The organism is Rhizobium sp. LCM 4573, from assembly GCF_001854865.1.
GTDB lineage: Bacteria > Pseudomonadota > Alphaproteobacteria > Rhizobiales > Rhizobiaceae > Neorhizobium.
Genome location: NZ_MDDW01000005.1, coordinates 163175 through 186514 on the forward strand (window position 1 = coordinate 163175; position 23340 = coordinate 186514).

A 23340-nucleotide genomic window follows, 5' to 3' on the forward strand; every position below is an offset into this window, starting at 1 on the left:
CTAAGGCCACTCGATAGGCGCAATCCCTGCAACGAAGACTTCGATGCTCGGAGGATCGATCTCGCCCGCTTCGACAGCGGCGAGTTGCGTAAACATGTAGGCCAGCGCGGCGTCGCGCCACGAAATGAAGGCTTCCGCCTCGGCGTTCCATTGCGGGTTGGTGCTGCCGAGATAGCTGACGATGGTCAGGCGGCTATCGTATTGCCGCTCTCGGGCGACAGCATCGAGATGATCGTCGAAGGCCGCCTTGTAGGCTGAAAGCAGGGTCGCGCGACTTTCGATGGCCTTCTGCTCGGCCGTGACAATCTTGGAGAGATCAGGCTTCCACATCGTCGGCCTCCTCAACTGGATCGGAGGGGAATATCAAATCGCCGTCAGGCGGATCGATGATTGGCGCAGGAAACGCGACCGCCGGAGATGGGTTTGGCCCATGCGGGAGGCAGAGAGATAGGTGGACTTTGCCGTTTACGCGCTCAACCGGGCCGCAAATCCAGTCACATGGAATCTCCCTGGCCGGGATTGTCGCGCCGTCGGGAAGGTCGGTAAAATCGAAGTGGTCGCCGTTGATGGTGAGGATATCTCCGGATTTCACAACGGAGAGTGTCGCGTCATCACGACGCGGAGACAGTGAGATGTGCATCAGAACCACCTTCCAATTGCGCCAATACGAGAGAAGACGCCTCCGTTGAATGATGCCCATGCGACCATGTTCCAACCACCCGTGGCGCTTACCACTTGTGCATTGACCCATGCCGAGTCAGCGGCGGCATGACCAAACCCGTGAGGAGTTGCTACGAAGTTTGCGGGAAACGCCTGCGCAATCGGGTTTGATCGGAACAGCGAACCAACCGCGACGTTTGTTGTTGGTTGTAATAGCGGGGAGATACAAATCTGCGTTCCGTCGGCATAGCGGACGTATTCCCCATTCGCATTGCTGCCGCGCTCAATAAGTGCTCCGGTAGGCGTGCCACCCGTTTGCGAGACCGTACCGAGAATGTTCCCCCGCCGAAATGCCTTGTCGGCAGTGAGGTCGTTTCGCATTTGGGCGCTGGGTACGAATCCACCGGCATCGTTAACGCCAATTCCTTGACGATGCGCAGCCGCGTCTGCATCATCGCGCAGCCCCGCCATAAACGCGCTGAACCCCAGCGCCTGCAATCGCTCTTCTTCCGTCGCGGCAGCCAGAAAGTCACGCGCCTCCTGGTCAAATGCCGTCAACCCCATCTGCCCAGAACCGGTGAAGTACGGCAGCGTGTTAGGCGCGCTCTCAAGTCCACCAAGGGCCTCCAGATTGCCGGAGCCGCCGAGCATCTCGATCAGGGCGCGCGCCTGGGCAGAGAAGCGCGATCCGTCGCTCTGATAGCGCAGGCGGTAGGCGGCGCCCGAAAGCGCACCTCCCCTCCAAGGCTGGTCGAGCGTGAGAGCAGTGTTGCTCTCGACGGACTTGACGACTCCGGTGTAGCCGTCTGCAAACAGCAGGTCACCCTCGCGGAAGCCTGCAGCAACCCAGCCTGTGCCAACGCCGGTTACCGCTGTGCCATTTGCGGCAACCGAGATCGTGCCGGAGGTGTAATCACTCAGCAGCGCCATCGTTCACCTCCTGCGGCTTGGCTCGGCCTTTGCTCGACTTGCTGGCCAGTGCCTTCCTCATCGTTTCCAGTTCCTTTTTGAACTGGTCGCGCTCGCTGGTGACCTCGGCCAGCTTCTGGGCCAGCACGAGGCTTCGATTGCGCAGCATGGCGGCAAGCGCAGCTTCTTCCTGAAGCTGAACCTCAAGACTGATGTTCATGGATTTCCTCAGCGTTTCCAGAGTACGAAACGGCAGTTGGCGCTTGCGGCGACAGCGATCGGGGCACCTGTGACCCGTACCTGCGCCTCGTAAACGTTCCATCCCTGCGCGTTGTTGATGCCGATCCGGAACCTTTCGATGTTCCGGCTGGCGCTGCCGTTGGTGCCGATCTGCAAAGTTTCCTGATGGATGACGTCGTTCGTGGTGATGTTGATCAATCGCCACTCGATCTGCACCGAGCCTTGACCGGGGGTCTGTCCGTTCATCGAACCAGCGACATCGATCATCACAGGTGCCGGGTTCGGATTGTCTGCACCCAACTCCCCCATGACGTACCAGCCGTTAGTAGCTTGGCCGCCATAGGAGCCATTAATGACGCCCCCGAAGGTGATCGCGCTGATCTGCAGCTTCTCGGTGCCGATCGTCAGGTTCACGATATTGGCGTTCGTCACCTGCAGATTGTTGACCACCGCGTCCTGGATATCGGCCCAGCCGATCTGCACGTCGGTGATTTTCGCCCAGTTAACGAACAACTCATTGGCGAAGATCGAGCCGCCCTGCACCACGAAGGGACGCCTGACGTCGTTGCCAGCGATGACGACGAACTGGTCAGCGTTGATGGCTACCCGGCTCAAGCCGCCGGCGATGGCGTCCAGGAATATCGAAGCGGAGGATGTTTGGCCGCTCCCCGATGCAGCAACGCTCATCCCGATACGCGCGAGGGCACCGGACGGCGTTGCCTCGGTCGTGACCCGGAATTTGCCTTCGGCGGAGAAACGATCGACCGTGCTGTCCAGCTCGAGCACCGAATCCGCAATGGCCGTTACAAGGCCATCCACTTCCTCGACCTCGACCTTCAAAGCCGAGACTGCGGTAGCAACCGCAGGCAGGCCGGTTTCTGGGTCGAATATCTCGGCACTGAGGCTTTCGATACGCAGCGCCAGGGCGTGGTCGGCTTCCGCAAGGACTTCAACCCTGCGCTCATACTCGGCCGTCACCGTGTCATAGGTGACCTTGAGCTGTTCGCGGAGCTGTTGCCGCTCATAGCTGTTTCCGAACTCCTGGTCAGCAACCCTCGCATCAAGCTCCGCAAGCGTCTCCTCGATGTCGCGGAGACCCGAGCCTATCCAATCCTGGTATTCCTTCAGGTCTTGCCCGAGCTGCTCGAAGCCAATCACGCCAGCATAGGGCGACGTAAAGAACCCGGTGGGATCATCCGTCGTCACCCATGGCGTATAGGTCTTGAGCCGGTCCGGAACCGTCGTGATGGTCGCGCGGGCGACATAGCGCACGCCCGAGACCACGTCCTTCATCGTTCGATGGATGCCGCTCTCCGGGTCCGTGGACTGGTCCTCGAAAAGCTCTGTGGTTCCCTCGATCTGGTAGAAGAACCGGACTGCTATGATGCTCGGATCGTCCGGCGGGGTCCAAGTGAACTCCAGTGCCGGCACCTGATAGCCTTCGGCTCCTTCCACCAAGCCAGCTTCGACATTGAAGTTCTGGATAGTCGAGAGCAGCGACGGATTGACCGGAGGCGTCGGCGGGATGACGATTGGGCCGGGATCGATATTGTGATCGTCGTAGATATCGGCGCCCGTCTCGGAGAGCTTCAGCGTGATCCTGAAACGCTCATCGGCAGCCCACTCGGAAATCATCCACGTGCGGCCGCGCCAGGTGATCCACTCCCCCTCCTGCACCCGCATACCGACGCGCCGGCTAACCGGAAGCGTGGCAGTGCCGCCCTTCCGGTTCTGGCGGTAGCGAATGTTAAGCAGGTACTGCGCGATATCCGGATCGGTGACCTGAAGGAAGTCGTTGGTGGCCTGTCTGTTGCGACCGTCGGCGGCGATATCCGCGTTTACATAGACCGGCTTCAGGCTCTCCGGGTTCCACATTGCCTCGATCGAGGTGAACTGGCCGGAAAGGTGATTAAACCGCTCGAAGGCAGACTTCCGATACTGAACCTCCTTAGCCCGCTCCATAGGAATGTCCGCTGGCGTGACCTCAAGTACCGGGATCTGCGGAGCGCCGGAAATGACGCCAGAGAGCCCACGGCGATTGATGCCGTAGCCCGCCATGGCATCATCGAATTCCTTCAGTATCTCGGTATGGTCATCGTCTCCATTGACCCAGAGCGAGCATTCATATCGCCGCTTGCCGTCGCTGCGCAGGCTGTCGCAGACGTTCATTGAGGCGAAGTACGTGCCGAGATCGAGTTGGCCGAGGCTCTTTCCTTCCCCTATCAGCGTCCGGCCCGAGACAAGCGCGCGAAGGCCAAGCTGATAGTTCAGCCGGTGGACTGCCGGGTTCTTCGTGTGTGCCCAGGTCGCAGGATCGTTAAGCCGCTGCGGACCGGAGCCACCAGCAACGGTCGAATCCTTGCGGGGGTCGTATTCGCGAAGACCGCGGAGCACAAATTCAATGTCGGGCTTGCCGTTCTTGAAAAGGCTGCTGCTGTAGCGCCGCTCCACGACGACATAGCAGATGCCTGCATTGACGCTCGTCGCCTTCCACGTCTGACCAAGAGCAGCCGTGTCATTGACCAACTTCTGATCCACGCCCTGCCCCGGCCGCCCGTCATAGAAGCGGATCGAGAAGAAGTGCGCACCGTCGCTGACAAAGCCTTCCACGCCATAATGCGCGACCTCGTTACCGATGATCGGCCGCGCGACGAGGTTGTGCTTCTTGCCGTAGAAATAGACATACGGCTCCAGCCCGTCGCACCAGCCGTTGGCGAGAAGGAACACTTCCGAATTGAACTTGTTGCCGCTGCCGAACTTGGCATAGTAGCTTCGCTGTCCCTTGGCCTTTCCAGCGCCGAAGAGCGTGCCAACAGGCACATCACCGCCGTATTGGGTCTCACCCTGGACGGCAGCGTACTTCCGCTTCTTCGGGCGGTTTAGATAGCTAAGGCCGAGCTGCGCACCGAAAGCCAAGACGCCTGCAATGACCTTGGTCGCCAGTGCGATGGACGCGGCCGAAGTGAACAGCGCCCCGGCAATTGCGCTACCGATCGCGGAAAAAATAGCCATTCAGCGATTACCCGATGCGGAATGCAGCGATGACGTCGGAAAGGCCGTAGTCCTGCCGGCCCTTGTCAGCTTTCGTGACGAAGCGCAGCCCGAGGCAAACGCCGACGTGCTCGGCACCATCAGAAAGGCGAAGGATCACCAAGTCCCCTAGTTGAGCCTCGGCGGCTGCAATGGGCTCTCTGCCGAGCTCTGCCGCCCAGAAGCTCACGAGGCTCTTATGGCCACGCTTGCGCAGCGCACGATTGGCGCCGCCGAGCGTCTTGTAGGCGCCGCGGTACTTCGAAACGAGTGACGTCCCCTCAAGAGCATCGACCACCGCGCAGCCCAGGAAGAAGCAATCCCCTTCCCCATAGACATACGGCTTCGCCAGCTCCGCGGTGAGCGCAGCTTCGACAATTCGGAAACGGTTCATTGGATCAGCCTGACCTCTGGCCCCATTCCTCGGGGATGGTGGCATTCGTGGCGACATATTCGAGACCCGTATCGGTCGCGAGATTGTCGAACTGCTGTTCAGCTATGGAGCGCTTGACGCCGGTGGAGCCTCGCGCCGATCGCCCAGGCGGCTGCAGATCGATCGAGAGCGTAAGCGAACGCTCGGAGCCGGATACCGCGCCTTCGTTGTATCGGACCTGGTCAATCTCATAGATGGACGAGGCAAGGATACCGACCACCTGATCAGTCTCCGGATCACCAGCAAGATGGGCAATGATGACCGGCGAGTTCTGATAGTTGAACTCCTCGATCTTCGCGATCGCATCATCCGGATTGGCCGTGGGGATGTTCGAGAAGACAATCGTGCGGGTCGTAACGGCCACCCCGACCGCACCGGTCATGCTTCCCATCTGCAGGAAGCGGTTCGGCAGGTAGGTGAGGCCGTTGTAGGTGTACGGCCGGCCGCCTCGATGGTAGCCGACCGATTTTCCAGGCAGATCGAAGCGGATCAGGTCCAGCCGGGCGAATTGCCCCTCATCGACCAGTTCAAGAACACCGGGATCAAGAGCCATTGATGAACACCTCTGTCGCGGTGAAGCTGATTTCACGATTGTCCCAGGACGCCGGGCCATCGTAGCTGCCTGGGTCAATCTGCATGGTGCAGGACGGCTTTTCGAAGTGTGCCGTGCAGGGCAGCGTGAACACTCCGGTATCGAGCCCGTACTTGATCGAGAGGGTTACCACGCCGGAACTATTCGCCGTCGCCGCCTGCCGGATCCTGTGAAGGGACCGAACAAGAGAAGACTTGCGGATTTCCACATAGTCACCGGGCGAAAGCTGGAAGCCTGCCGGCAGCCCGGAGACGACGATTGTGCGAGTGTCGAGGATCGACTGAAGGACGGCGTCACCATTGAACACCCCTCCCGCCGCCATCGTGCCCGAGAGTGGAGCCCCGGTGTCCATCAGGATCGGCCGGGGCCGGAACACGTCATACCCAAGGAAGGTCTCGCCATCGTCTCCGGCCTCCATCATGAAGGCGTCCATCAGTCCGTAAGCCTTCTTGTCCAGCCAGACGGTGCGAAGCCGCATTGTCCAGTAGGGAGTGCCGAAGCTTTGGGCTTCCGTTCGGCGCCCTTCCATGCGTTCGGTATCGCGGGGACGGACGGGATCAAACACCCTCTCCTTCCAGCCCACGAGCGGCATCGAGATCGGATCAGCCATAATCGACACCTCCGTTCTGATACCGGTTTTCGCGGGCCTTGTTGCTCTCCTGAACCACCGTCACGGCAATATCCTGGCTTTCTGCCCGGATGGTCGGCCGGAACATCGGCCCTTCCTCTCCGATGACGCGAAGCACTACCTCCTGACGCGCGGGCGCGCTGGTCGCCGCCGGCGAAAGATTGCTGTTTGCGGCACGAAGCTGATGGTTCGGAACGACCTGCTCGCCGCCCTTGAACCGAACGAGTTCCGGGCCTTCCTCACCCACGATTGCCATGCCGGCACGAGCGGATGCGGTGCCCGAGGCGTATAGGCCAACCGAAGGCGCCGGCGGGAAGTAGCTAGTGCCACGCCCACCGCCAAACAGACCGCCAAAAATTGAGCTGAGAAACCCTCCGCCACCGCCGCCACCAATACCGGATGATGCGGAGTTCACCTTGAAGAGGGCATCCATTACCTCGTTCAGCAGCTTGTCCGTGATGCGATCGAGGACATTCAGCGCAGCTTTACCGAAACTGGACCAGAAGCCCTCACCGTTCTTGAGCCCGTTCCGAAGGTCGTTGACGAAGCCTGCAGTCGTTTCCTTGGCGAAATCAAGCGCCTCTTTGGCCTTCTTCGTCGCGAGCTCGGTGGCCGCCATCTGACCCGCGAGACCTGACAGCTCCGCGCGCTGAGCAGCCGTCAGGTTGATGCCCCTCTGCTGTGTCTGGTTCAGCAGATCGGTTTCGTACTTGAGCTTGAGAGCGGCTTCCTCGGTCATGCCGAGGGCGGCTTCCTCTGCCTTCAGCGAGGCAATACGACGGTTTGCGCCATCGACGATATCCGAATACTTCTCTGCTTCGGTTTTGCCGCCCTTCTTCTTCGATTTTTCATCGACTTCCGTCAGGCTCTTAGCAAGTTCCTTGAGCTTAGCGGAGGCGGCAGATGCACCATTGCTGATCGCCGCACCGATATCCCCGAGGTAGTCATGGTTCAGCGCATCCGCGACCGCCTTGTTGCGCGCCGCAACACCTTCGGAAAGGTCGGAGGCATACGAGTTTTCGAACTGTCCAAAATCAACAGAGCCAATTTCGCCAATCTGAAAGCCGCCCGGAAGATTGGCCAATGCACCATTTACGCTCTGGATGAGCTGATTGAGCAGGCCCGAAGCAGCGTTGATCATCTTCTCCATGGCGGAGATGGCCGCATTTGCCGCCCCGACGGCAGCGGCGCCAACGATGTTCGGGAACTGGTTCCACACGAACTTGATGTCTTCGAAGGCAGCGACGAACGAGCCAATGACAAGGTTCACGCCGGTCTTTGCCGCGCCGACGATGTCTACTCCGAAGATCTTCGTCAGCTCGTCCCGGAATATGCTGGCGGCAGCAACGGCGGCCGTGATCCCGGCTACGAAGGCAATCGCCGGGTTAGCTGCGGCGAAGGATGCCGCGAGACCGAGTGCGGCGACCGATAGACGGCCAAGGAGCGCGATAAGCTGCACAGTGCCGCCGATGATGGCGGGAGCATAGAGAAGCGCCAGGCCAGCAGCCGCGGCGGCAGCGTAAGGCGCAATCGTCTGGAGAACGTCGGCAAGCCCATTCAAGGCTGCCGCGGCAAGACCAGACCAATCGACCAACTGCAAGCCAGCAGCGGCCACAGCAGTGAGGGCGATCGATACCAGCGTTACCGGAGATAGCAGAGAGGCGAAAGCCGCCGCGAAGACCGATGAAGCCTTAGCTCCGCCCTGCATCGCCATTTCCATCTGGCCGGCGATCTGTGTACCCTGCTGGAGCGCGATCAGCAGCGGGTTCATGCCCATGGCGGCCGTCACTGCAACATCTTGCGCTTGCGCCGCCAGCCCCGACATGCTGCCACCCATACGACGAGCATTGTCATTCATGGCGACGGCTTGCGCCTTTGCCGCAGTTGCCGCCTTCTGAAATCCTCCCGCAGCGGATGCTGCCACGGCTCCAGCATTCTTCGTGGATGCCGACAGGCCATCAGCCGCCACATCCGCTGCCTTCGCCGCATTGGTGAGCCTGGTCAGTTCGGATGTCGCCCGGTCAGCACCTTTGCTGCGAATTTCGATCCCCAGTGAGGCGACGTCCATGCTCAATACCTTGTTTCTAAAGGGATTGGAGCATATAAACGAGCAAGGCCGTCGGGTGCTGGTAACACCGCAACGGCCTCTAACCAGCCAACCTTGTCGGAGGTCAACGTGGCTAATTCTCGTCTATGCTCGATTCCCAGCTGTTGCAAGAAGCACTATGGCAACGGCTTCTGCGTTGCCCATTACACTCGCCACCGTCGTTATGGTGACCCTCTGATTGGCGGAGAGACGATTAAGGCCCCGCCACCCGTCACTTGCACCGTTCCCGGTTGCGGCAAGAAAGCTCGCGGCCACGGCCTTTGCCAAAGCCATTACATGCGCCAGCGCCGCACCGGAGACCCGCTCGGCAGCAATAGGCGTGAAGCCAAGTTGCTAAAGTGGATCAGGGATCACGCGGAATACGACGGCGATGGATGCCTAACGTGGCCCTTTCATAAGCACCCGGTAGCACCTGGCGATACCTACATCGAAGGCCGGAAGGCGAAGGCTACCCGTATCATGTGCGAAATCGCGCATGGCCCTGCCCCATCGCCCGACCACGAGACTGCCCACAGCTGCGGTATGGCCCATGAGTGGTGCATCCATCCGCAGCATTTGCGATGGGACACTCACAAGGGCAACCACGAAGACCGCATCGAACACGGCACATCGAACCGTGGCGAGCATAACGGACGAGCTAAGCTTACCGCCGCAGACGTCCGCGCTATCCGTGAACTGCGGGGCAAAGCAACCCAAGAAGACATAGCCGATCGCTTCAACGTCTCACGGCGGACAATTGGTGACATATACAATGGTCGCCGTTGGGCTTGGTTGGACTAGCCCTTCCCCGGCTTTTCATTCGCCACTCGCTGCGCCTCGCGCTCCTTGGAAAGAGCATCGAGGTATGCGTCGTCCATATCGGTGATGATGGTGATTTCCTCTCGGAGGAGGATTTCTCCGGTAAGACGGGACCAAGAGGCGATCTCGGCATAGGTGAGCGGCTGGGGTCCGTTCATTCCCTGCGGGCGGCGCCGGTTGAGCAGCCAGAACGCCGCCCACAGGCTTTCACCCTCTTCCGGTATCTCCGGCTCCTGGATCAGTTCATCGCGGCCAAAGCGCTCGTACATCTCTCGCTTGGAGACGATGTCCTTTCCATCTCGGCCCCGGTCGAGTTCATATCCAGGGGTGTTGAACTCGACCGTGATGGAGACCGCCTGAGTTAAGCGGTCTCCGAGAGTGCGAAAAAAGCCGCTTCGTCTCCGAGAGCAACGTCGATCTGCTTGGCGAGCGCCGGCACCGCGAGCAGCTTGCGCTTGTTCGCTTCGGTGCAGGCCGGTTTCTTGTCGCCGCCCAGATTGGCATCGCCGGAGAAGGTCCATGACACGATGGCCGCCGAAAGGAGAGCGATGGTGTTGTCATCGATCTTCTCGGCGGTGACCGTGTTCCGGCCGCCCTTGAGCGCCTTGTTCTTCAACTGGCGCTCGACGGCCTTCACCTCATCGCTTTCGAGACTGCGAAGTTCGACAGTGACGCCCAGGTTTTCGCCGGTCGCCGGATGCTTGAGGTCAAGCGTGATGGTATTCGGCTGGAGGGTAAGAAGGTCCACGGATCACCTCAGGGCGTTTCGACAGGGGCAATGAAGAGCGGGCGCTGATCGGTGAAGGCCACGGTGTAGCTTTCCCGGATGAAATCGTCGGTGCTTCCGCCGAGAAGCTGAGGACCGGATACCGGCCCAGCCGCATACATGATCGTATTCGACCATTCCGGGCCGGGTGCGTCCGCATATTCTATCTTGACCGCATAGTTGAACTTGGTTCCCGCGGCCGCCCGCATGGCGATCTGACCGGGGTCATCGAAGATGCGAGCAACCTCGATCGACAGCTCGCCGGCATCCTCAACTCCCTTGGCCTTCGAGGTCACTTCCGTGTCCAAGGTGTTGTAGGAGACGATGTTCGGCGCGGCGCCATAGTCGCCCAGGTTGCCGACCGAGCCGACGGGCGTGAAGGTAAGCGCACCGAAACCCGCGGCGTTGAGCGGAAGCGTGACGGGAGCGGTGCTGATCGACACCAACGCCCCTTGAAGTGTGGTCTTGATACCAGCCATGTTAGTTCTCCGGGGTGAATGCAAAGTACGGGATGGAGACGGGAACCCTCATCCGGTCCACGTCTTTGAGTGGGCTTGCTGCCCAGGGCTCGCTGCTGATCGTGATCTTCACGCCAGAGGCGAATAGGGTTTGGTTCTTGAAGCGGTCGATGATCTGCCCGGCGACCTCGAGGGCTTCGGTCAGCCCGATACCGAGCGGCCACATCACCGACGCCTGCATGATGCCCCGCTTCTGCTGCGGATCGTCACCCATCGTGATCTGACGGGTTTGGTTGGGCAGGAAGGTGAGTTCGATGAACTTGCCCGGCTTCGTCTGGCCTGAGGCCGGGAACGTGACGTTCGGTCCAGCGATCGGCAGGATGTTCGGTATGGTGCGCAAATGCGTTGCCAGCGCACTGAAGATGATTGCGTCCGTGCCCGTCGGCATTAGAAACGGTCCTCGACGACGACTTTCACTTTGCCCCTGAGGGTTTCCCTCAGGATGTCGCCGGTCTTTTTGTCGAAGGCCAGGTTGTCGGCCTCGGTGCGGACGCAGCGGCGAACTTCTCCTGCCTCCTCATCAGCCATCACGGCATCCCGCACCTTCTCCCCGTCGAGGTAGACGGTGACAATCTTGCGATCGCCATTCAGCTTGCACCAATCCGCATAGCCGGGGTCGGCCTTGTCCGAGGAAACCCGCATATGATACTCCATGGGAATGTCTAGAAAGCCGCCCCTATCGGACAGCGAGATCTACGAGCGCCTGCACAAGGCACTGAAGCCTTTGACGGGCGTGGAGGGCGAAACCGCCCTCGGGAAGAATTCGTTAAACGCGGCGAGGCTCGTGCTGACTGGACTGCAGATGTCGTTGCTGAAACGGTCCGAAGAGCTCAAAGACCCAGACGGGCTCTTGTCTCCACAGCCTTCCGATCAACAATGATCGGCCAGTTCTGGGCCGCCATGCGGACGAATGCGTCTGCTGGCTGACCATTGGCCCCGTACTCGCGATGTGCCGCATAGGCGGCCGTGTAGCCGAAATAGAGGGTATCCCCGATATCAGCTCCGGCTATGACTGCTTCGATCTGGGCGAAGTTGGGAGAGTAGCTCCCACCCTCCACCGGATTTGCGTTCGCCTGGATCGTGGGCATCGCCGTGGTCGAAGCCAGCAGCGATGCTCGTAGGAAGCCGGTGTCCACCCTCATTCGGCCGCCCTGCCCGGTCGGCGTCTGCATTTCCTCGACGACTTCTTGCGCCGCCTCCTTGAAGATGACCTCGATCGCACCCGGTACTTTGTCAGCCCAGGCGGCAACAGAGGCGCTGAACGAGAGCTTGGCCATCAGTTGAACACTTCCGCCTTCAGCTTCCGCAAAACATCATCCTTCGTTTCCGCAAATTGGAACCAGAGAGGGCCCGGCTCCCAAAATCCGCCTCGCGAGTCCACGAAAGACTCGCGTTTCGCTTCTCCATACCACCCACCGACAGCGCGTTGGCGTGCCCGGAAATTCCACTCACCTGCTGTATGGTAAAACCAAGGGCTCTCCATCAGGCGGTCTCCGCTCGATACCGACGCACGAGAGCACCGGCATAATCGATCTTGTATTGCAGCCGGCACCGGCAGCCGGATATCTCGCTCACTGGCGCCTGCGGGTCACCGGGATAGCGCAGCAACGCACCGGATGGGCTTTGGAATGTCTCATCCACTCCCACGCTTTTGCCGTTCAGCGCCCGATGGGTATGGCGCACCCGATTGTCACCAGCCGTGCGCCAGATCTTGGTGACGTCCTGCGCCTCGATCTTTCCGGCGGCGATCTGCTGGCGAATGGCATTGTCCCGCGCCGAGCTGAGCGCCATCATGGTTTCGGTTCGAGCCAGCATTTCGCCGCGGAACATCAGGTTTCGGTCGTTCAGCCGCGAAATCATCTTCTGCAGCATCTCCGGAGTGACGGGCCGCTCGTCTCGTATGGCGGCCAAGACTGTCCGGTCAAAGCGCCGGTCCCGCGTCTTCAGTTCCAGATACTGCCTCATGAGCTTTGCATCGCCGGATGCAAGGTTCACCCTCGCCCGCTCGATGAACTCAATCTGATGGGCAGTTAGCCCAATGACACCACCTTCTCGCCGTCCGGTGACACGGTTCTGCCGTCCGATGACGTCGAGGGCGGTGGCGCGAGGGTTCAGGCCACGAGCAAGCCCATATTCAAGCGCCTGGCGCACTCCCTGCCGCTGATCCTCAGTGATGTGCGTAACCATCGAGGAGGAAAGTTCCCGAAGGATGCGTTCCGCCTCCGGGTTGCGAACACCGAAGCGCCAGACGACGCGGGCACCGTCCGGCCCCTTAGTCGGAAGCTCCTCGACCATATTGATGCCGCCGGCATTGAACGCCTCCTGCAGTGCAATCTCCAAGGTGGAGAACGCCTCCCGATCAAGCTCCATGGCTTCGACGGCGCCGAGGATGTCGCCGCGCTCCAGACGCTCTATCACGCGGGCAAGCACGATACTCGACTTGATCGCCTCTATGCTCTCGCGGAAAGCTGCGGCAACCCGCGGCTCGTACGTGTCGAGCAGTTCATCGAAGGTCATGCGAGGCGACCCTGCACGATGTGGACCACATCCGTGACCCCGTCATATCGGTTCGGATCACCGTTTATGATGCGGAACGTCTTGCCGTTGGCGGTGACGGTGTCGCCGGGGCTGGGCACGATCGCGAGGCCGACACTGCTGATGTAAATCTGGACGTCGCCGGCGAGGATCACCGTCCCGTCGATCTCGTTCGCCAGGTAAGTCATGGGCACGAGCTTGGCCGGGTAGTCGAAAGGCTGCGGCTCACCGCCCTCTACAGGGTCAGGAGCGCTGAAGCGGGTTACCGTGCCGGATTGCCCGTATGAGCTAATAAGCCGATGGGCAGTCGCCTGTAGCCGGGCATAGAGGCGATTGGACATTGGACCCCGCGATCGAGCGGCCCATTGATGAGCCGCCCTTATCTAATTTGACACTTACTGTCTGAACTCTGGTGACGCGCGATCCAGCAATTGAGGTAGTTGAAGTGCCCTGTTCCTCAGGATCGATGCGTCCGGCACAATCTGTTGTGTTGCCGGCACACGATTGCTTGGCGCCGGTCTCCTGGCTCTAGACTTCTGCCCTGAACTGGGTGGGCGCGCCGACGGTGCCGAAGGCTGGTTGACTACGAACACCAGTTGCGGTCCAGCGGGTGGCGCAGGAGGCGTGAACTGGAAATCTACGGTGCGAATGGTGGTTCTTTTTCCAGCTATACCACCGCCCACAGTCCATCTTCCATCTTCGAAGTCGGCGCCTATTCCGCCGCCGAACGTAATCGTTACTCTAACTGAATACGAAAAGCCGGTGAGCTGCTTCCCAGTCGACGAGGAGACCTGATCGACCCATTCTCGCAGGCGGAAGTCACTCGGAGTAACCACCAACATTCTCTGCGACCCAACACGTTCGCAGGCTTCGGTGTCATTCCCGACGACAAAGACGTAGTCAGCCTTAGCGTTGCGCCACCCCTCCTTGTCAGCGTCTGCGTCGGCCCTGTAAACAAGGCTATCCACACCGGCCGGGGATATCCATCTAAGTGGATTTGCACTGCCACTCACATAGGAAGTTGTATTCTGCGTGATGGTGTATCCTGCTGTCCAACCGGCGAAGTTCAGACGTTCGGGTTGAGTGTACWCGGCGAATGCCTTGACGATTTCGCACTCGATCATATCAGCGATTAGATTGATGCTGTCCGGCTTATGGTCGGGCAAGTCTTGAAGCGTGCTGCAACTCGTTAGCAGTATTATCCCAAGGATTGAATGGATTTTTACTCTCATTTCCGGCCCCCTCTTTGCCAGGCCGAAACGTAACGCCTAAAACCAGTAGTCGTCCATAAATCAAACTATCTACAGTAGAAACTCTCGCGCAGACTGTTGCACTGCTTCCTTCAACCTTACACCACCAGCACGCCCGGCAGGCACGGCACGAGGAACGGCCACAGCATGCCCTCGATCGCCGTCGCCACCGGAGTGGCGAGCGCGACGACATCGTCTATGTCCGTTGAAGTGGAAGTTGAATACTCGACCTCAAGCTGGCCAACCTTCTCGCGTTTCACCGTCGAGGAACCTGTCACCACCGGTGACAGGCTGCCGGGGTTGGTCAGTTCCAGCCATGCCGCCTCGTAGGAGGCGGTGACGATCGCCTCCGGCACTTGGTCGGCCGGGATCGCCTCTCCCCACTGTGTGGTAGCACCAGTGCGAGGCCATGCCCTTTCCTGCTGGAATCCTCCGGTGCGCTGGCCGCTGAAACGCGGCTCATACCGATCGATCACCAGAGCGCCGCGCTGGCGTGCCGCCGCGATCTGGGCATCGGTCGTTCCCTCGGGAATGACATAGCCGGCGGCTGCCGCGTAAGCCGTAAAGCCTTCGTTGGTACCGTATCCGGCCATGTCGTTCTCCTGGGATGAAGTCGGCCCGGCAGCGAACTGCCGGGTTTCTATATCAGGGCTGAGTTGCCAGATCTTCGAGGGCCGCGACGATCTCGTCCTTGGTGGCCGGGGTCTTTTCGCCGAGCAGCTTCTTGGCAGCCGACTTAAAGGACATAAACTGCACGTTCTGGTCCTTCGCCATTTCCAGGACTTCGAGCGCCGTCTTGGGGCTTTCGGATTCCTGGCTGCTGGCCGCCTTCGAGGAAGCCCCCTCGATCTTGAGGAACGGCAGGCGCTTGGCTTGCTCCAGCTCCTTCCCTTCAAGCTCGACGTCGCGGGATTTTCCCGGCTGGATGAAGACCGCCCGCCCTTTCGAGCGGACGCCCTGCACGGCCTTGCTGTTGTTGGTGACCTTCATGGATCAGTCCTCCTGTCAGGCCGGCGGCGCGGTGATTTCGTCCACGTAGGCGGCAGCACCGGGCAGACGCCATTCGGTGCCGCCGGTACGGGCGATGATGCCGGTTTCGAAGCCCATGATGGACTTCTGGCGCGGCTGCAGCACCCGGCGCGGCATCGGCAGGTGGAAGCGGAGAACTTCCGTGTCCCGACGATAGACGACCATGCGGCCACCTCCGTCCTGGGATGCCGTCGCGAGTTCGCGCAGCGGCTGGATGTCAAGCGCCTGCCCGGTTTCCGCCGTATAGACGTTGTTGCGGCGGATATACTCCAGGAGGGTCAGGAGCCCGTCGCCCTGGCCGAGCCGGCGCGTGGCGATGATACGGAACGCTTCCGGAGGCAGGCGAAGGCTGTCCACCCACTCCACCTCGGAGGTGTTCTCGCGGACGCTGGAGATCGCGCCGTTGATATCGGCGAGGATCTCGTCATTGCTCTTGTCGGCCCAGAAGGTGGAGCCACCAGAGCTTGCCGCCGCATCAACCCGCGAGATGCCGGGGTCGTTGACGAAGCCGGTCCAATTCTTCTCGGTGGAGCCGGCCATGGCAATCGAGTTGAGCAGCCTCTCGACCTTATCGGATGCCGACATGGCCTTGGTGCCATTCAGGTCGATGCCGTAGAGCGCCGCCTGATTGATCTCCTCGATGTTCCACTCCCAGCCCGAGCCGATCATCGCGAAGTCATGGCTCGCCATGTCCTTCGTGAGCTGGTTGAACGGCATATCGGTACCGGAACCGGAGAGGAACTTTGCCTCGCCMGCGGTATCGACGGTGAAGAAGGTGGTTCCGATCGCCCAGGCGTTGCCTTCCGTCACGACGGGCACATGGGCGCCGTAGTTGAAGGTCGGATAACGCCGCTGGTAGATGCGGGTCTCGATGTTGCGCCCCTGCGCGATCACGAAGGGCATCGCGGCCTGCGCGTCGGCGAAAGGCTGACGGATGATCTGGTTCATGGTGCTTGATCCTTTCGCGATCGGTTAGGCGGCGGGTGCCGGCGTCACCGGACGGAGACGGACGGAGATTTCGACAATGTCGCCATCGCCGCCGGAGGTTTCGAAGAAGGTATCCGGCAGAGGGCCGATGATGTTGGCACCAGCAGCGGCGACATATCGCCGGTTGGTGGTGTTGTAGAACACATCGGCGCCATCGGTGACCGCGCCGCCGGCCGTGACGTACATCGTGCCCATGGTCATGAAGGCGCCGGTGAAATACTGCGGATAGCCATCCGGCAGGGTCGTGCTCGGCGGTACAGCCGGATTGAGCACGGAGATGCCCAGGAACTCGCCGGCAGCCATGACGACGACGCCATGGTCACCAGCGCCGCGCTGAACGGGCGTGCCGAAGGCGATGCCGCCGGCGGTTTCAACCGTGCGGCTGATCTTGTTGCACTTCTCCTCGGAAGCGATCTGACCGTGTAGGCCCTTCGGAGGAGCGTTCGTATAGGTGGTCTGGTAAGTCGCCATCGTAGCGTCCTCCTCAGTTGACCGTTGCGGAAGTCTTGCCCGCCTGCATGTCGGCGACCATCTGCGCGTAAGCGTCGGTGGCGGCCTTGTCGGCGTCGTTGGCGGGGGTGAGGCCATCCTTCACCACATTGGCGAAAGGATCGGGATTGCCGGCCTTCTTTGCGTCCTCGACGAGGATGTCGAAGCGARCATCGATGTAGGCGTCGGCCTTGTCGGCCACGGCTGCATCGCCAAGCTTGGCGGCAACGACGGCCTTGCGAATGCCGGCATCGGTCAGGCCTTCCGTCTTCACGTCCTTGGCGATGGACTTCGCCACGGCAATCAGGTCGGCTCGGGCCTGAACGCGCTTGTCGAGATCAGCATCCGACAGGATCTTGCCCTTGAGGCTGTCGATCTCGGCATCCTTCTTGGCGAGGTCCGCATCCTTTGCGGCGATTGCCGTCTGATGCGCGGTCTCGGCGTCGGTGAACTTCTTGTTGGCATCGGCAAGCCGCGTCTGCAGCGTGGCGATGACCGTGGCGCCCTGGTCGGTCACCTCGACCGGGATTCCATCGACGGTTACCGTCTTCAGGGTCATGTCCTTCTCCTTCGGTTGGGACTTGTCTCCGATTTTCAAATGCGAACCGCCCCTGGCAGCGGAGACGACCGCCAGGTGGTTCATGCGAAGGGATGTCTGGATCGCGTCGTACTGCTCGCCCGAAGGCGTGACGCCGTCCTGAAACTTGAGCTCGGTCGAGTAGCCCATCGAGAGCTCGCGCTTGCCGCCCTCGACCTTGGCGATTGCATTCTTGTCCATGAGGACGAGAGGCACGCGGACGAATTCACCGTCGCGCACTACCTCCCCGCCGGTCTGGCCGACTGAGTGCTGTTTCCAGTTGTCGGCGGTAACCATCTCGGAGGGGTGATCGTCAGTCACCGGCCGGTAGGCGTAGGAGTGCATCGCATCCTTTGCGAAGACCTCATCTTCCGGTCGGTAGACGCGCACCACTGCCTTGTCGCGCAGGCCGTGCTTGTTCTCGGGGTCAACCTCGGGGCCGGTGTAAAGCTGGATGCCTGTACGGGCCACGCGGGCGTCGGCAACAAGGTATCCATCCTGGGTACGGCGGAGGCCGTCCAGGGTCACAGTGTCGAAAAGCTGCATGGCTATTCCTCGCTGACGCCCGATTTCCAGTTGTCGTTGACTTCCTCGAACACCTCCGGCCCAAGCTCGATCTTGCCCCGGTACGGCTCAACCATGTCGATATCGACCTCGCCCGGTTCATAGGTGATCGTGATGTGCGGGGCGTACTCGGGATAGCTGGTCTCGGCGCCGATGCGCTTCAGCTCCTGGTGACGCCACGACAGTGAGGCAGACGAGAACTCGAGCACGACCGCGCCGCCGTCAAAGCGGGACACCACACGGGGACCACCGGGCGGGATGAGCAGCGTGCCATCCTCGTTCCAGTAGTCTTGACCGGCCTTCATCCAATCGACCGGTGTGCGGGAATAGATCACCGTCACATGCAGGTCGTCGGCCGGCAGCGTGGTCGAGAACCCCTGCCCCTTTGCCCATTCGATGATCTCGGCTGCGTTGAGCACCTTCCGGGACACGTAAAGCGACCGCGGCGCAGCGTCGGCGGTGGGCTGCTGGCGACGGCCAGCGTTCGCCTCCTGTGAGGCTGCTGCGGCGGCGATCTCCTCTTCGGAAGGCTCTTGTTCCTCGATCAGCCCGTACTCTTCCACGGCGGCAGCGAGGCCCGGAAGATTGCCGTCTTCCTCAATCCGGGAGATCAGTGCCTTCGATACCGCCTCACGGGTGATAAGCTCCTGACCGGCAGCCGTGCCGACAATCGCGCGGGCTGCCTCGGCGTTTATTTTGAAGACCTCAGCCCGCTCCTTTTCCGTCTGGGTATAGAGCGGCGCCCACTCGTAATAGACGGCCGGGTCTCGCTTGCCGGTGGCCGAGCGGATGCAGATCTCATCGAACCGCCAGAGCGCCGGAGAAAGCATGTTCCGCTGGTCGGCGCTGATCTTGTCATAGTAGTTCTTGAGCGTGACCTCGCCATTCGATCCGAGACCGGAAGGAGCATCCTGCAGGAAGCGGACAAGCGGGATATCCGCCGCGCCGGCAGCCACCTGAAGGTATTGCCTCAGAAGCTCCGGGAACTGCCCGAAGTTGATGGTCTTCTGCTCCCACTTTTCGCCGTCCGTACCGTCCCCTTCCAGCAGGAGCATATTGAACATGCTCTTGAGGGTGTTGGCATATGTGAAGCGATCGGTGAGCTTCTTCGTCGTGGTCTCGTTCTGAAGATACTTCGACAGGCCAGGGATGTAGATCACATCCGTCTTCGCTTCCGGGATGAGCGAGGCCGTATGCTCCTGCGAGGATGCCGCGTTCTGCAAGGCGTCGTAGACGATCTGCAGGACACTATCGCCCCACACCTCGGTTTCAGCCAGGTTCTTGTCGAGGATCGGCGCACCGACAAAGCGGATCACTCTGGATGGGTGAATATCGACCTGCTGCCCGTTCGAACCGTTGACCCGCCACATGGCGGGCTCGCCATAGTAGGGCGACGTCACATCCCGGTTGATGTCGGTATAGCTCACCTGATCCCGGCCGAGCACATGCACATACTTCAGCGCATCCTTTCCGACCCGCTCAAAGACAAGCTCCTGATCAGGGCTTCCGACATCAACACCAAGGACGAGGACCGAACCGCCGCGAAGGCGAGCAAGCTGCATAGCTTCATTGACTTTGGCCTGAATGTTGATCTGCGGCGCGCGCTCGATCTTCTCGATCGCCTCGACGACCGCCTCGTCTGCTTTCCACTCGCGCCACTCGCGGGTCATATCATCGGGGATGATGTCCACGACCTTGCGAGCCAYCCAGTCGGACCGGTGCATCGCGTTGAGCTGTTGCGGATCAACCGGCGCGAAGGCGAAGACGGTCGCAACCTTCTTATCCTTCGCCGTGCCCAGGCCGCTGACGAGGTTCTGTAATCGGTCAAACAGCAGCATCAAACGACATCCAGCATTCCGTAGTTGAAACCGATATTCACGTTGTCAGCCGCGATCACAGCATCAGCCAGGTTGTGAGATTTCACGCCCAAGTCCTTCTTGAGCTTCAGCTTTGGCACGACGCGCTTCTTGCCTTCGGTCTCGACCCACCAGGGTACGCAAAGCTCAGTGAAGAGAGCGTCGAGCTTTTCTTTGCCCATGGATGACGAGAACGACAGGACGTCCTCCGGCCTGATTGGTTGACCCCGCGTCACTGCGTTGAAGGTGAGCATCGCCCGGCGGGCAGTGTTCGCCCAGGCCTGCGCCTTCAGGTTCAGGTACTCATCCTTGTTGAGCGGGCTATTGCTGTTATGAGGGTCGCTCGGCTTGTCGGCATCCATGACCGCGCCGCCAGCGTGGAAGGCGAAGTGCTCGACCTCCGCGCCGTTCTCCTGGTTCTGCTCGTCGATGTAGCCGCCGACAAAGGCACCTACCCCGATCGTGTCGTAGGATACCGTCGCGCCGGCGTTCTTTGCCTTGGCCCAAACCCGTTTGGCATTCTGGACCAGTTCGTCTTTCCCTGACGCCCAATCCTCAGCGTCGGTGAAGACGCCATCGATCTTGTCGGCCGTGGCGCTCTTGTCCTCGCCATCGTCTGCAGGGTCGAAGCCGATGATGTTCCGGYCGGTCAGTTCGAACTTGAGCACCTTATGGGCATCGACACAGGCGTCGAGCCACCGGCGCTTGAAGATCGAAAGCTCGCTGTCGCCCAGCGGTACGCCCCCATAGATGTGTTCGAACATCTCGGGGTCGCGCTCTTTCATCGCGGCGATGTCGCGCTTTGCCTTCTCCGAAAGGAACGGGTTTTCCGTATAGTTGATCTGGTGCACGACGCAGTGCGGCGGCGTGTTGATGACGAAGTTCTTCCACACGTAATCGGTGGTCATCTTCGGGTTGAAGAGCAGGATAGCGAGACTGTCTTCCTTGCGGATGGTCGGCGCGATGACCGACCACTGCTCCTCTGTGAGCTTCTCCGCCTCTTCCACCCAGAGGATGTCGATATCGGACGTTCCCTTGATTTCCTCAAGGTTGCGCTCGATCCCGTAGAATATGAACTCCGCACCGGTGGCGATGTGGATGATTGTCGTCTTCTGGACGTCGAACGATGCCTTGAGGCCGAGGTGCCCAATCRCCCATTTCAGTTCGGTGTAGACCGATTCCTGAATGCGGTTCTGAAATCGACGGATGCATAGCACACGCATCTTGACCCGGACGTGGTCCACGAGCCGGACCAACTGGCAAGCGGTGTCCCTCGTCTTCGAACTCGACCGGCCGCCGTGCAGCACAGCGATATCATTTTCTCCGAAGAAGACCTTCTCCCAGAAGTCGAAAAGCGCCGGGTTTGTTAGGGTTGCGGCGGCAATCAGCCCTTCGTCTCTTGCCGCAGTACCTCGCGCCATGTCCGGTTCTCTGTCTGGATCGGTCCGCCGCCTGGGCCGGTGAGTTCCCGCTTGTTGGTGTAAGCGTTGCCGACTTCCTCAGCCGCCTGCTTCAGCAGCGAAGATGCCAGCACCATGTTGCCCTGGGTCTCTGCCTTCTCGGCCATGCGCTGGAGAGCGCGCAATCTCACCGCCCGGTGACTTATGGCAATGGAAGCAGTGTCTTCGAGGAAGGTCTTGCGAGTTTCCTCGAAGAGCACTCTCCACTTTGGCGCCAAGCCCGACGCCGCCTTCTTGTTGGGGTCATGGCTTTCAACGAGTTGGCGGCTAACCTCGACACCGAATTCCTTCTTGACCGCAGCAGCGACAATAGACGGGCTATCGAAGCACGCGAGCGCTTGCACGATGTAGGTCTTCACCTCATCCGTTAGCTTTGCTTTAGCCATTGGTGCGTCAAATTCCGGTCAAATTCATCTAGGGGGTACGGAATGGAATTTTGGGCTGTCGTAGGCGCGGCGGATTCGCGCAAGTCTTCAACTATCCGGGCGCTAACAGGGGCATACGCTTCGGGCCGCGTTTGGGACGTGCAGGTCCATGGGAGCGCCAGCAAGGTCTATGTCGAGACCAGCGCACCGCAGGAGCCTCCTCAKAAGACACCAGCAACGATCGTCAGCAAGGTGAACGGCACGAATRCATCCCACCTCTTGATCGCGCTTAGACACGTGGGCGTGAAGGGAATGATGCACGATGCGGACTACTACATCTCGCACTTCATTGCCGCCGGCTGGCACTGCAAGGGTATTCTCATCAACTCCACGGAGCCGCGAAGTGCTCCCTTGGCGACAAGGTACCCGACCCTAGTAGATTATGCGCCAAGCCTGTCCGCGCCCTTCGCGCCTTCGAACTCGATAGCGGACGTGGTTCGGTCCAAATGGGGTCTTTAGGCGACCTTTAGCTGACACGTCCCGCACACATGGCCTATGCTGGCCCGCGATATCTCCGGCGGCCGGTTGGCCGCGTCTACCAGGGCGCGGACATTTGCAGCGTCTGCACCATAGCGACGGACGACGCCGACGAACTCTTCCACATCGTGTCCGCGGATGGTGAATGCCGGGAGCCCGGACATCTTGCGGAACTTCGGGACGCCGAAAGCATCGCGCTCCTGCCCTGCATGGTATAGCTCGTGCTCGACCAGCGCGCAGAACTCTGCATCCGAACAGGTCGAGGCGTAGTGGGCATCGAAGGTCAGCAGGAAATCCGGCACGTCGCCGAACCACTGCTGTAACTGAAGCTCAGTCCTCGCGCGCGACCATTTGCCGGCCGGCGGCAATCCCATCTCACACTGACCGACGATCCGGCGGCCATGTCTCCCATTGGGGACATTCGTCCACAAGGCGCCGATCGAAGCAAAGCGGAGATGCGCGTGATCCTCGTTCAGGAGGTCGGCGTCATCATCTATGAAAGTTGACCGTGCCCACTCTACCAGGTCGAGCGCGGGCTCGAACCTGATGGACGTGTCCTCGATCATGTCTTCTGGCGGAAAAGGGCGTTTCGGCATGTCGGCCATTACCGGTTCTTGCCTTTCTTCTCATCCCGTGCGTTGATTTGCGTGGGCACGGATAAATTTTGGGGATGAGAATGCCAAAGATGGTGGTGGCTAAGCGCCGGAACCTTATGGGCGAACTGGAGGACTGCAGCATCCATGATGCGCTGTACCGTCCGAAATCCATTTTCGTGTGCGCCGAATGCGGCAGGTACGTCAGACCCTATAGCGATGGCCCGCGCTTCAAGCATATGACAGTGTCGCCAACGTGCAGCTACTCAAGACGAAGGCGGCAAAAGGCACGTTAGAATCATGCAGCCCTAAATCTGACCGGGCATTGTAACCTTGGGGGGACAATATGAAGTTAGTCAAACTGACATACTCAGCGAACAATGATCCGCCAGTATACATCAATCCGGCCTATGTCGT

The 23340-nt window shown here is 60.3% G+C and carries 26 protein-coding genes; all 26 read right to left on the bottom strand.

The window, feature by feature from the left end; genetic code table 11:
* The 26 genes from LCM4573_RS11680 to LCM4573_RS11825 all read right to left on the bottom strand — a co-directional run bounded on the left by LCM4573_RS11680 (window position 1) and on the right by LCM4573_RS11825 (window position 22935).
* The gene (locus tag LCM4573_RS11680) at window positions 1–330 is read right to left on the bottom strand and encodes a hypothetical protein (protein WP_071006453.1); all 330 of its coding nucleotides are present in this window, start codon (window positions 328–330) and stop codon (window positions 1–3) included.
* Window positions 317–640 carry a hypothetical protein gene (locus tag LCM4573_RS11685; protein ID WP_071006454.1) on the bottom strand — a complete coding sequence of 108 codons (324 nt, stop codon included), beginning with the start codon at window positions 638–640 and terminating at the stop codon, window positions 317–319. Before LCM4573_RS11685 ends, LCM4573_RS11680 begins: the two co-directional genes overlap by 14 nt.
* On the bottom strand, window positions 640–1590 hold the full coding sequence (locus LCM4573_RS11690) for a hypothetical protein (RefSeq protein ID WP_071006455.1): 951 nt from the start codon (window positions 1588–1590) through the stop codon (window positions 640–642). The genes LCM4573_RS11685 and LCM4573_RS11690 overlap by 1 nt, the downstream gene beginning before the upstream one ends.
* Window positions 1574–1789 carry a hypothetical protein gene (locus tag LCM4573_RS11695; RefSeq protein WP_071006456.1) on the bottom strand — a complete coding sequence of 72 codons (216 nt, stop codon included), beginning with the start codon at window positions 1787–1789 and terminating at the stop codon, window positions 1574–1576. Before LCM4573_RS11695 ends, LCM4573_RS11690 begins: the two co-directional genes overlap by 17 nt.
* Before the next feature lie 8 nt (window positions 1790–1797).
* Entirely contained in the window at window positions 1798–4821 is a 3024-nt protein-coding gene (locus LCM4573_RS11700) for a DUF1983 domain-containing protein (protein ID WP_071006457.1), read from the bottom strand.
* Window positions 4822–4828: 7 nt separating this feature from the next.
* On the bottom strand, window positions 4829–5233 hold the full coding sequence (locus tag LCM4573_RS11705) for a DUF6950 family protein (protein WP_071006458.1): 405 nt from the start codon (window positions 5231–5233) through the stop codon (window positions 4829–4831).
* A 4-nt stretch (window positions 5234–5237) separates the two neighbouring features.
* Window positions 5238–5825 (bottom strand): DUF2163 domain-containing protein, encoded by a 588-nt coding sequence (locus LCM4573_RS11710; RefSeq protein WP_071006459.1) that lies wholly within the window; start codon window positions 5823–5825, stop codon window positions 5238–5240.
* The gene (locus tag LCM4573_RS11715) at window positions 5815–6474 is read right to left on the bottom strand and encodes a hypothetical protein (RefSeq protein ID WP_071006460.1); all 660 of its coding nucleotides are present in this window, start codon (window positions 6472–6474) and stop codon (window positions 5815–5817) included. The genes LCM4573_RS11710 and LCM4573_RS11715 overlap by 11 nt, the downstream gene beginning before the upstream one ends.
* Window positions 6467–8560, bottom strand: a complete 2094-nt coding sequence (locus tag LCM4573_RS11720; RefSeq protein ID WP_071006461.1) for a phage tail length tape measure family protein — start codon at window positions 8558–8560, stop codon at window positions 6467–6469. The genes LCM4573_RS11715 and LCM4573_RS11720 overlap by 8 nt, the downstream gene beginning before the upstream one ends.
* A gap of 815 nt (window positions 8561–9375) precedes the next feature.
* Complete coding sequence (locus tag LCM4573_RS11730; protein ID WP_071006463.1) at window positions 9376–9666, bottom strand: hypothetical protein; 291 nt, start codon at window positions 9664–9666, stop codon at window positions 9376–9378.
* A gap of 92 nt (window positions 9667–9758) precedes the next feature.
* Entirely contained in the window at window positions 9759–10145 is a 387-nt protein-coding gene (locus LCM4573_RS11735; protein ID WP_071006464.1) for a hypothetical protein, read from the bottom strand.
* Window positions 10146–10153: 8 nt separating this feature from the next.
* On the bottom strand, window positions 10154–10642 hold the full coding sequence (locus LCM4573_RS11740; RefSeq protein ID WP_071006465.1) for a hypothetical protein: 489 nt from the start codon (window positions 10640–10642) through the stop codon (window positions 10154–10156).
* A 1-nt stretch (window position 10643) separates the two neighbouring features.
* Window positions 10644–11069 carry a phage tail terminator-like protein gene (locus tag LCM4573_RS11745; protein ID WP_071006466.1) on the bottom strand — a complete coding sequence of 142 codons (426 nt, stop codon included), beginning with the start codon at window positions 11067–11069 and terminating at the stop codon, window positions 10644–10646.
* Window positions 11069–11323 carry a hypothetical protein gene (locus LCM4573_RS11750; protein WP_071006467.1) on the bottom strand — a complete coding sequence of 85 codons (255 nt, stop codon included), beginning with the start codon at window positions 11321–11323 and terminating at the stop codon, window positions 11069–11071. Before LCM4573_RS11750 ends, LCM4573_RS11745 begins: the two co-directional genes overlap by 1 nt.
* Before the next feature lie 188 nt (window positions 11324–11511).
* On the bottom strand, window positions 11512–11958 hold the full coding sequence (locus LCM4573_RS11755) for a hypothetical protein (RefSeq protein WP_071006468.1): 447 nt from the start codon (window positions 11956–11958) through the stop codon (window positions 11512–11514).
* 205 nt (window positions 11959–12163) lie between these two features.
* Window positions 12164–13198, bottom strand: a complete 1035-nt coding sequence (locus tag LCM4573_RS11765; RefSeq protein ID WP_071006470.1) for a phage minor head protein — start codon at window positions 13196–13198, stop codon at window positions 12164–12166.
* Window positions 13195–13557: a hypothetical protein gene (locus LCM4573_RS11770; protein ID WP_071006471.1), complete on the bottom strand. Its 363-nt coding sequence runs from the start codon at window positions 13555–13557 to the stop codon at window positions 13195–13197. Before LCM4573_RS11770 ends, LCM4573_RS11765 begins: the two co-directional genes overlap by 4 nt.
* A 1007-nt stretch (window positions 13558–14564) precedes the next feature.
* The gene (locus LCM4573_RS11780; RefSeq protein ID WP_071006473.1) at window positions 14565–15059 is read right to left on the bottom strand and encodes a DnaT-like ssDNA-binding protein; all 495 of its coding nucleotides are present in this window, start codon (window positions 15057–15059) and stop codon (window positions 14565–14567) included.
* A gap of 52 nt (window positions 15060–15111) precedes the next feature.
* Entirely contained in the window at window positions 15112–15456 is a 345-nt protein-coding gene (locus LCM4573_RS11785) for a hypothetical protein (protein ID WP_071006474.1), read from the bottom strand.
* A 15-nt stretch (window positions 15457–15471) separates the two neighbouring features.
* Window positions 15472–16443, bottom strand: coding sequence for a DUF2184 domain-containing protein (locus LCM4573_RS11790; protein WP_071006475.1), 972 nt, complete (start codon window positions 16441–16443; stop codon window positions 15472–15474).
* Between the two features lie 24 nt (window positions 16444–16467).
* On the bottom strand, window positions 16468–16953 hold the full coding sequence (locus LCM4573_RS11795) for a hypothetical protein (protein WP_071006476.1): 486 nt from the start codon (window positions 16951–16953) through the stop codon (window positions 16468–16470).
* Window positions 16954–16966: 13 nt separating this feature from the next.
* Window positions 16967–18094 carry a DUF2213 domain-containing protein gene (locus tag LCM4573_RS11800; protein WP_071006477.1) on the bottom strand — a complete coding sequence of 376 codons (1128 nt, stop codon included), beginning with the start codon at window positions 18092–18094 and terminating at the stop codon, window positions 16967–16969.
* 2 nt (window positions 18095–18096) lie between these two features.
* On the bottom strand, window positions 18097–19950 hold the full coding sequence (locus tag LCM4573_RS11805) for an anti-CBASS protein Acb1 family protein (RefSeq protein WP_071006478.1): 1854 nt from the start codon (window positions 19948–19950) through the stop codon (window positions 18097–18099).
* Window positions 19950–21389, bottom strand: coding sequence for a PBSX family phage terminase large subunit (locus tag LCM4573_RS11810; RefSeq protein WP_083347406.1), 1440 nt, complete (start codon window positions 21387–21389; stop codon window positions 19950–19952). The genes LCM4573_RS11805 and LCM4573_RS11810 overlap by 1 nt, the downstream gene beginning before the upstream one ends.
* Window positions 21353–21814, bottom strand: coding sequence for a DUF2280 domain-containing protein (locus LCM4573_RS11815; protein ID WP_071006479.1), 462 nt, complete (start codon window positions 21812–21814; stop codon window positions 21353–21355). Before LCM4573_RS11815 ends, LCM4573_RS11810 begins: the two co-directional genes overlap by 37 nt.
* Before the next feature lie 494 nt (window positions 21815–22308).
* On the bottom strand, window positions 22309–22935 hold the full coding sequence (locus LCM4573_RS11825) for a putative metallopeptidase (RefSeq protein WP_071006481.1): 627 nt from the start codon (window positions 22933–22935) through the stop codon (window positions 22309–22311).
* Between the last annotated feature and the right edge of the window lie 405 nt (window positions 22936–23340).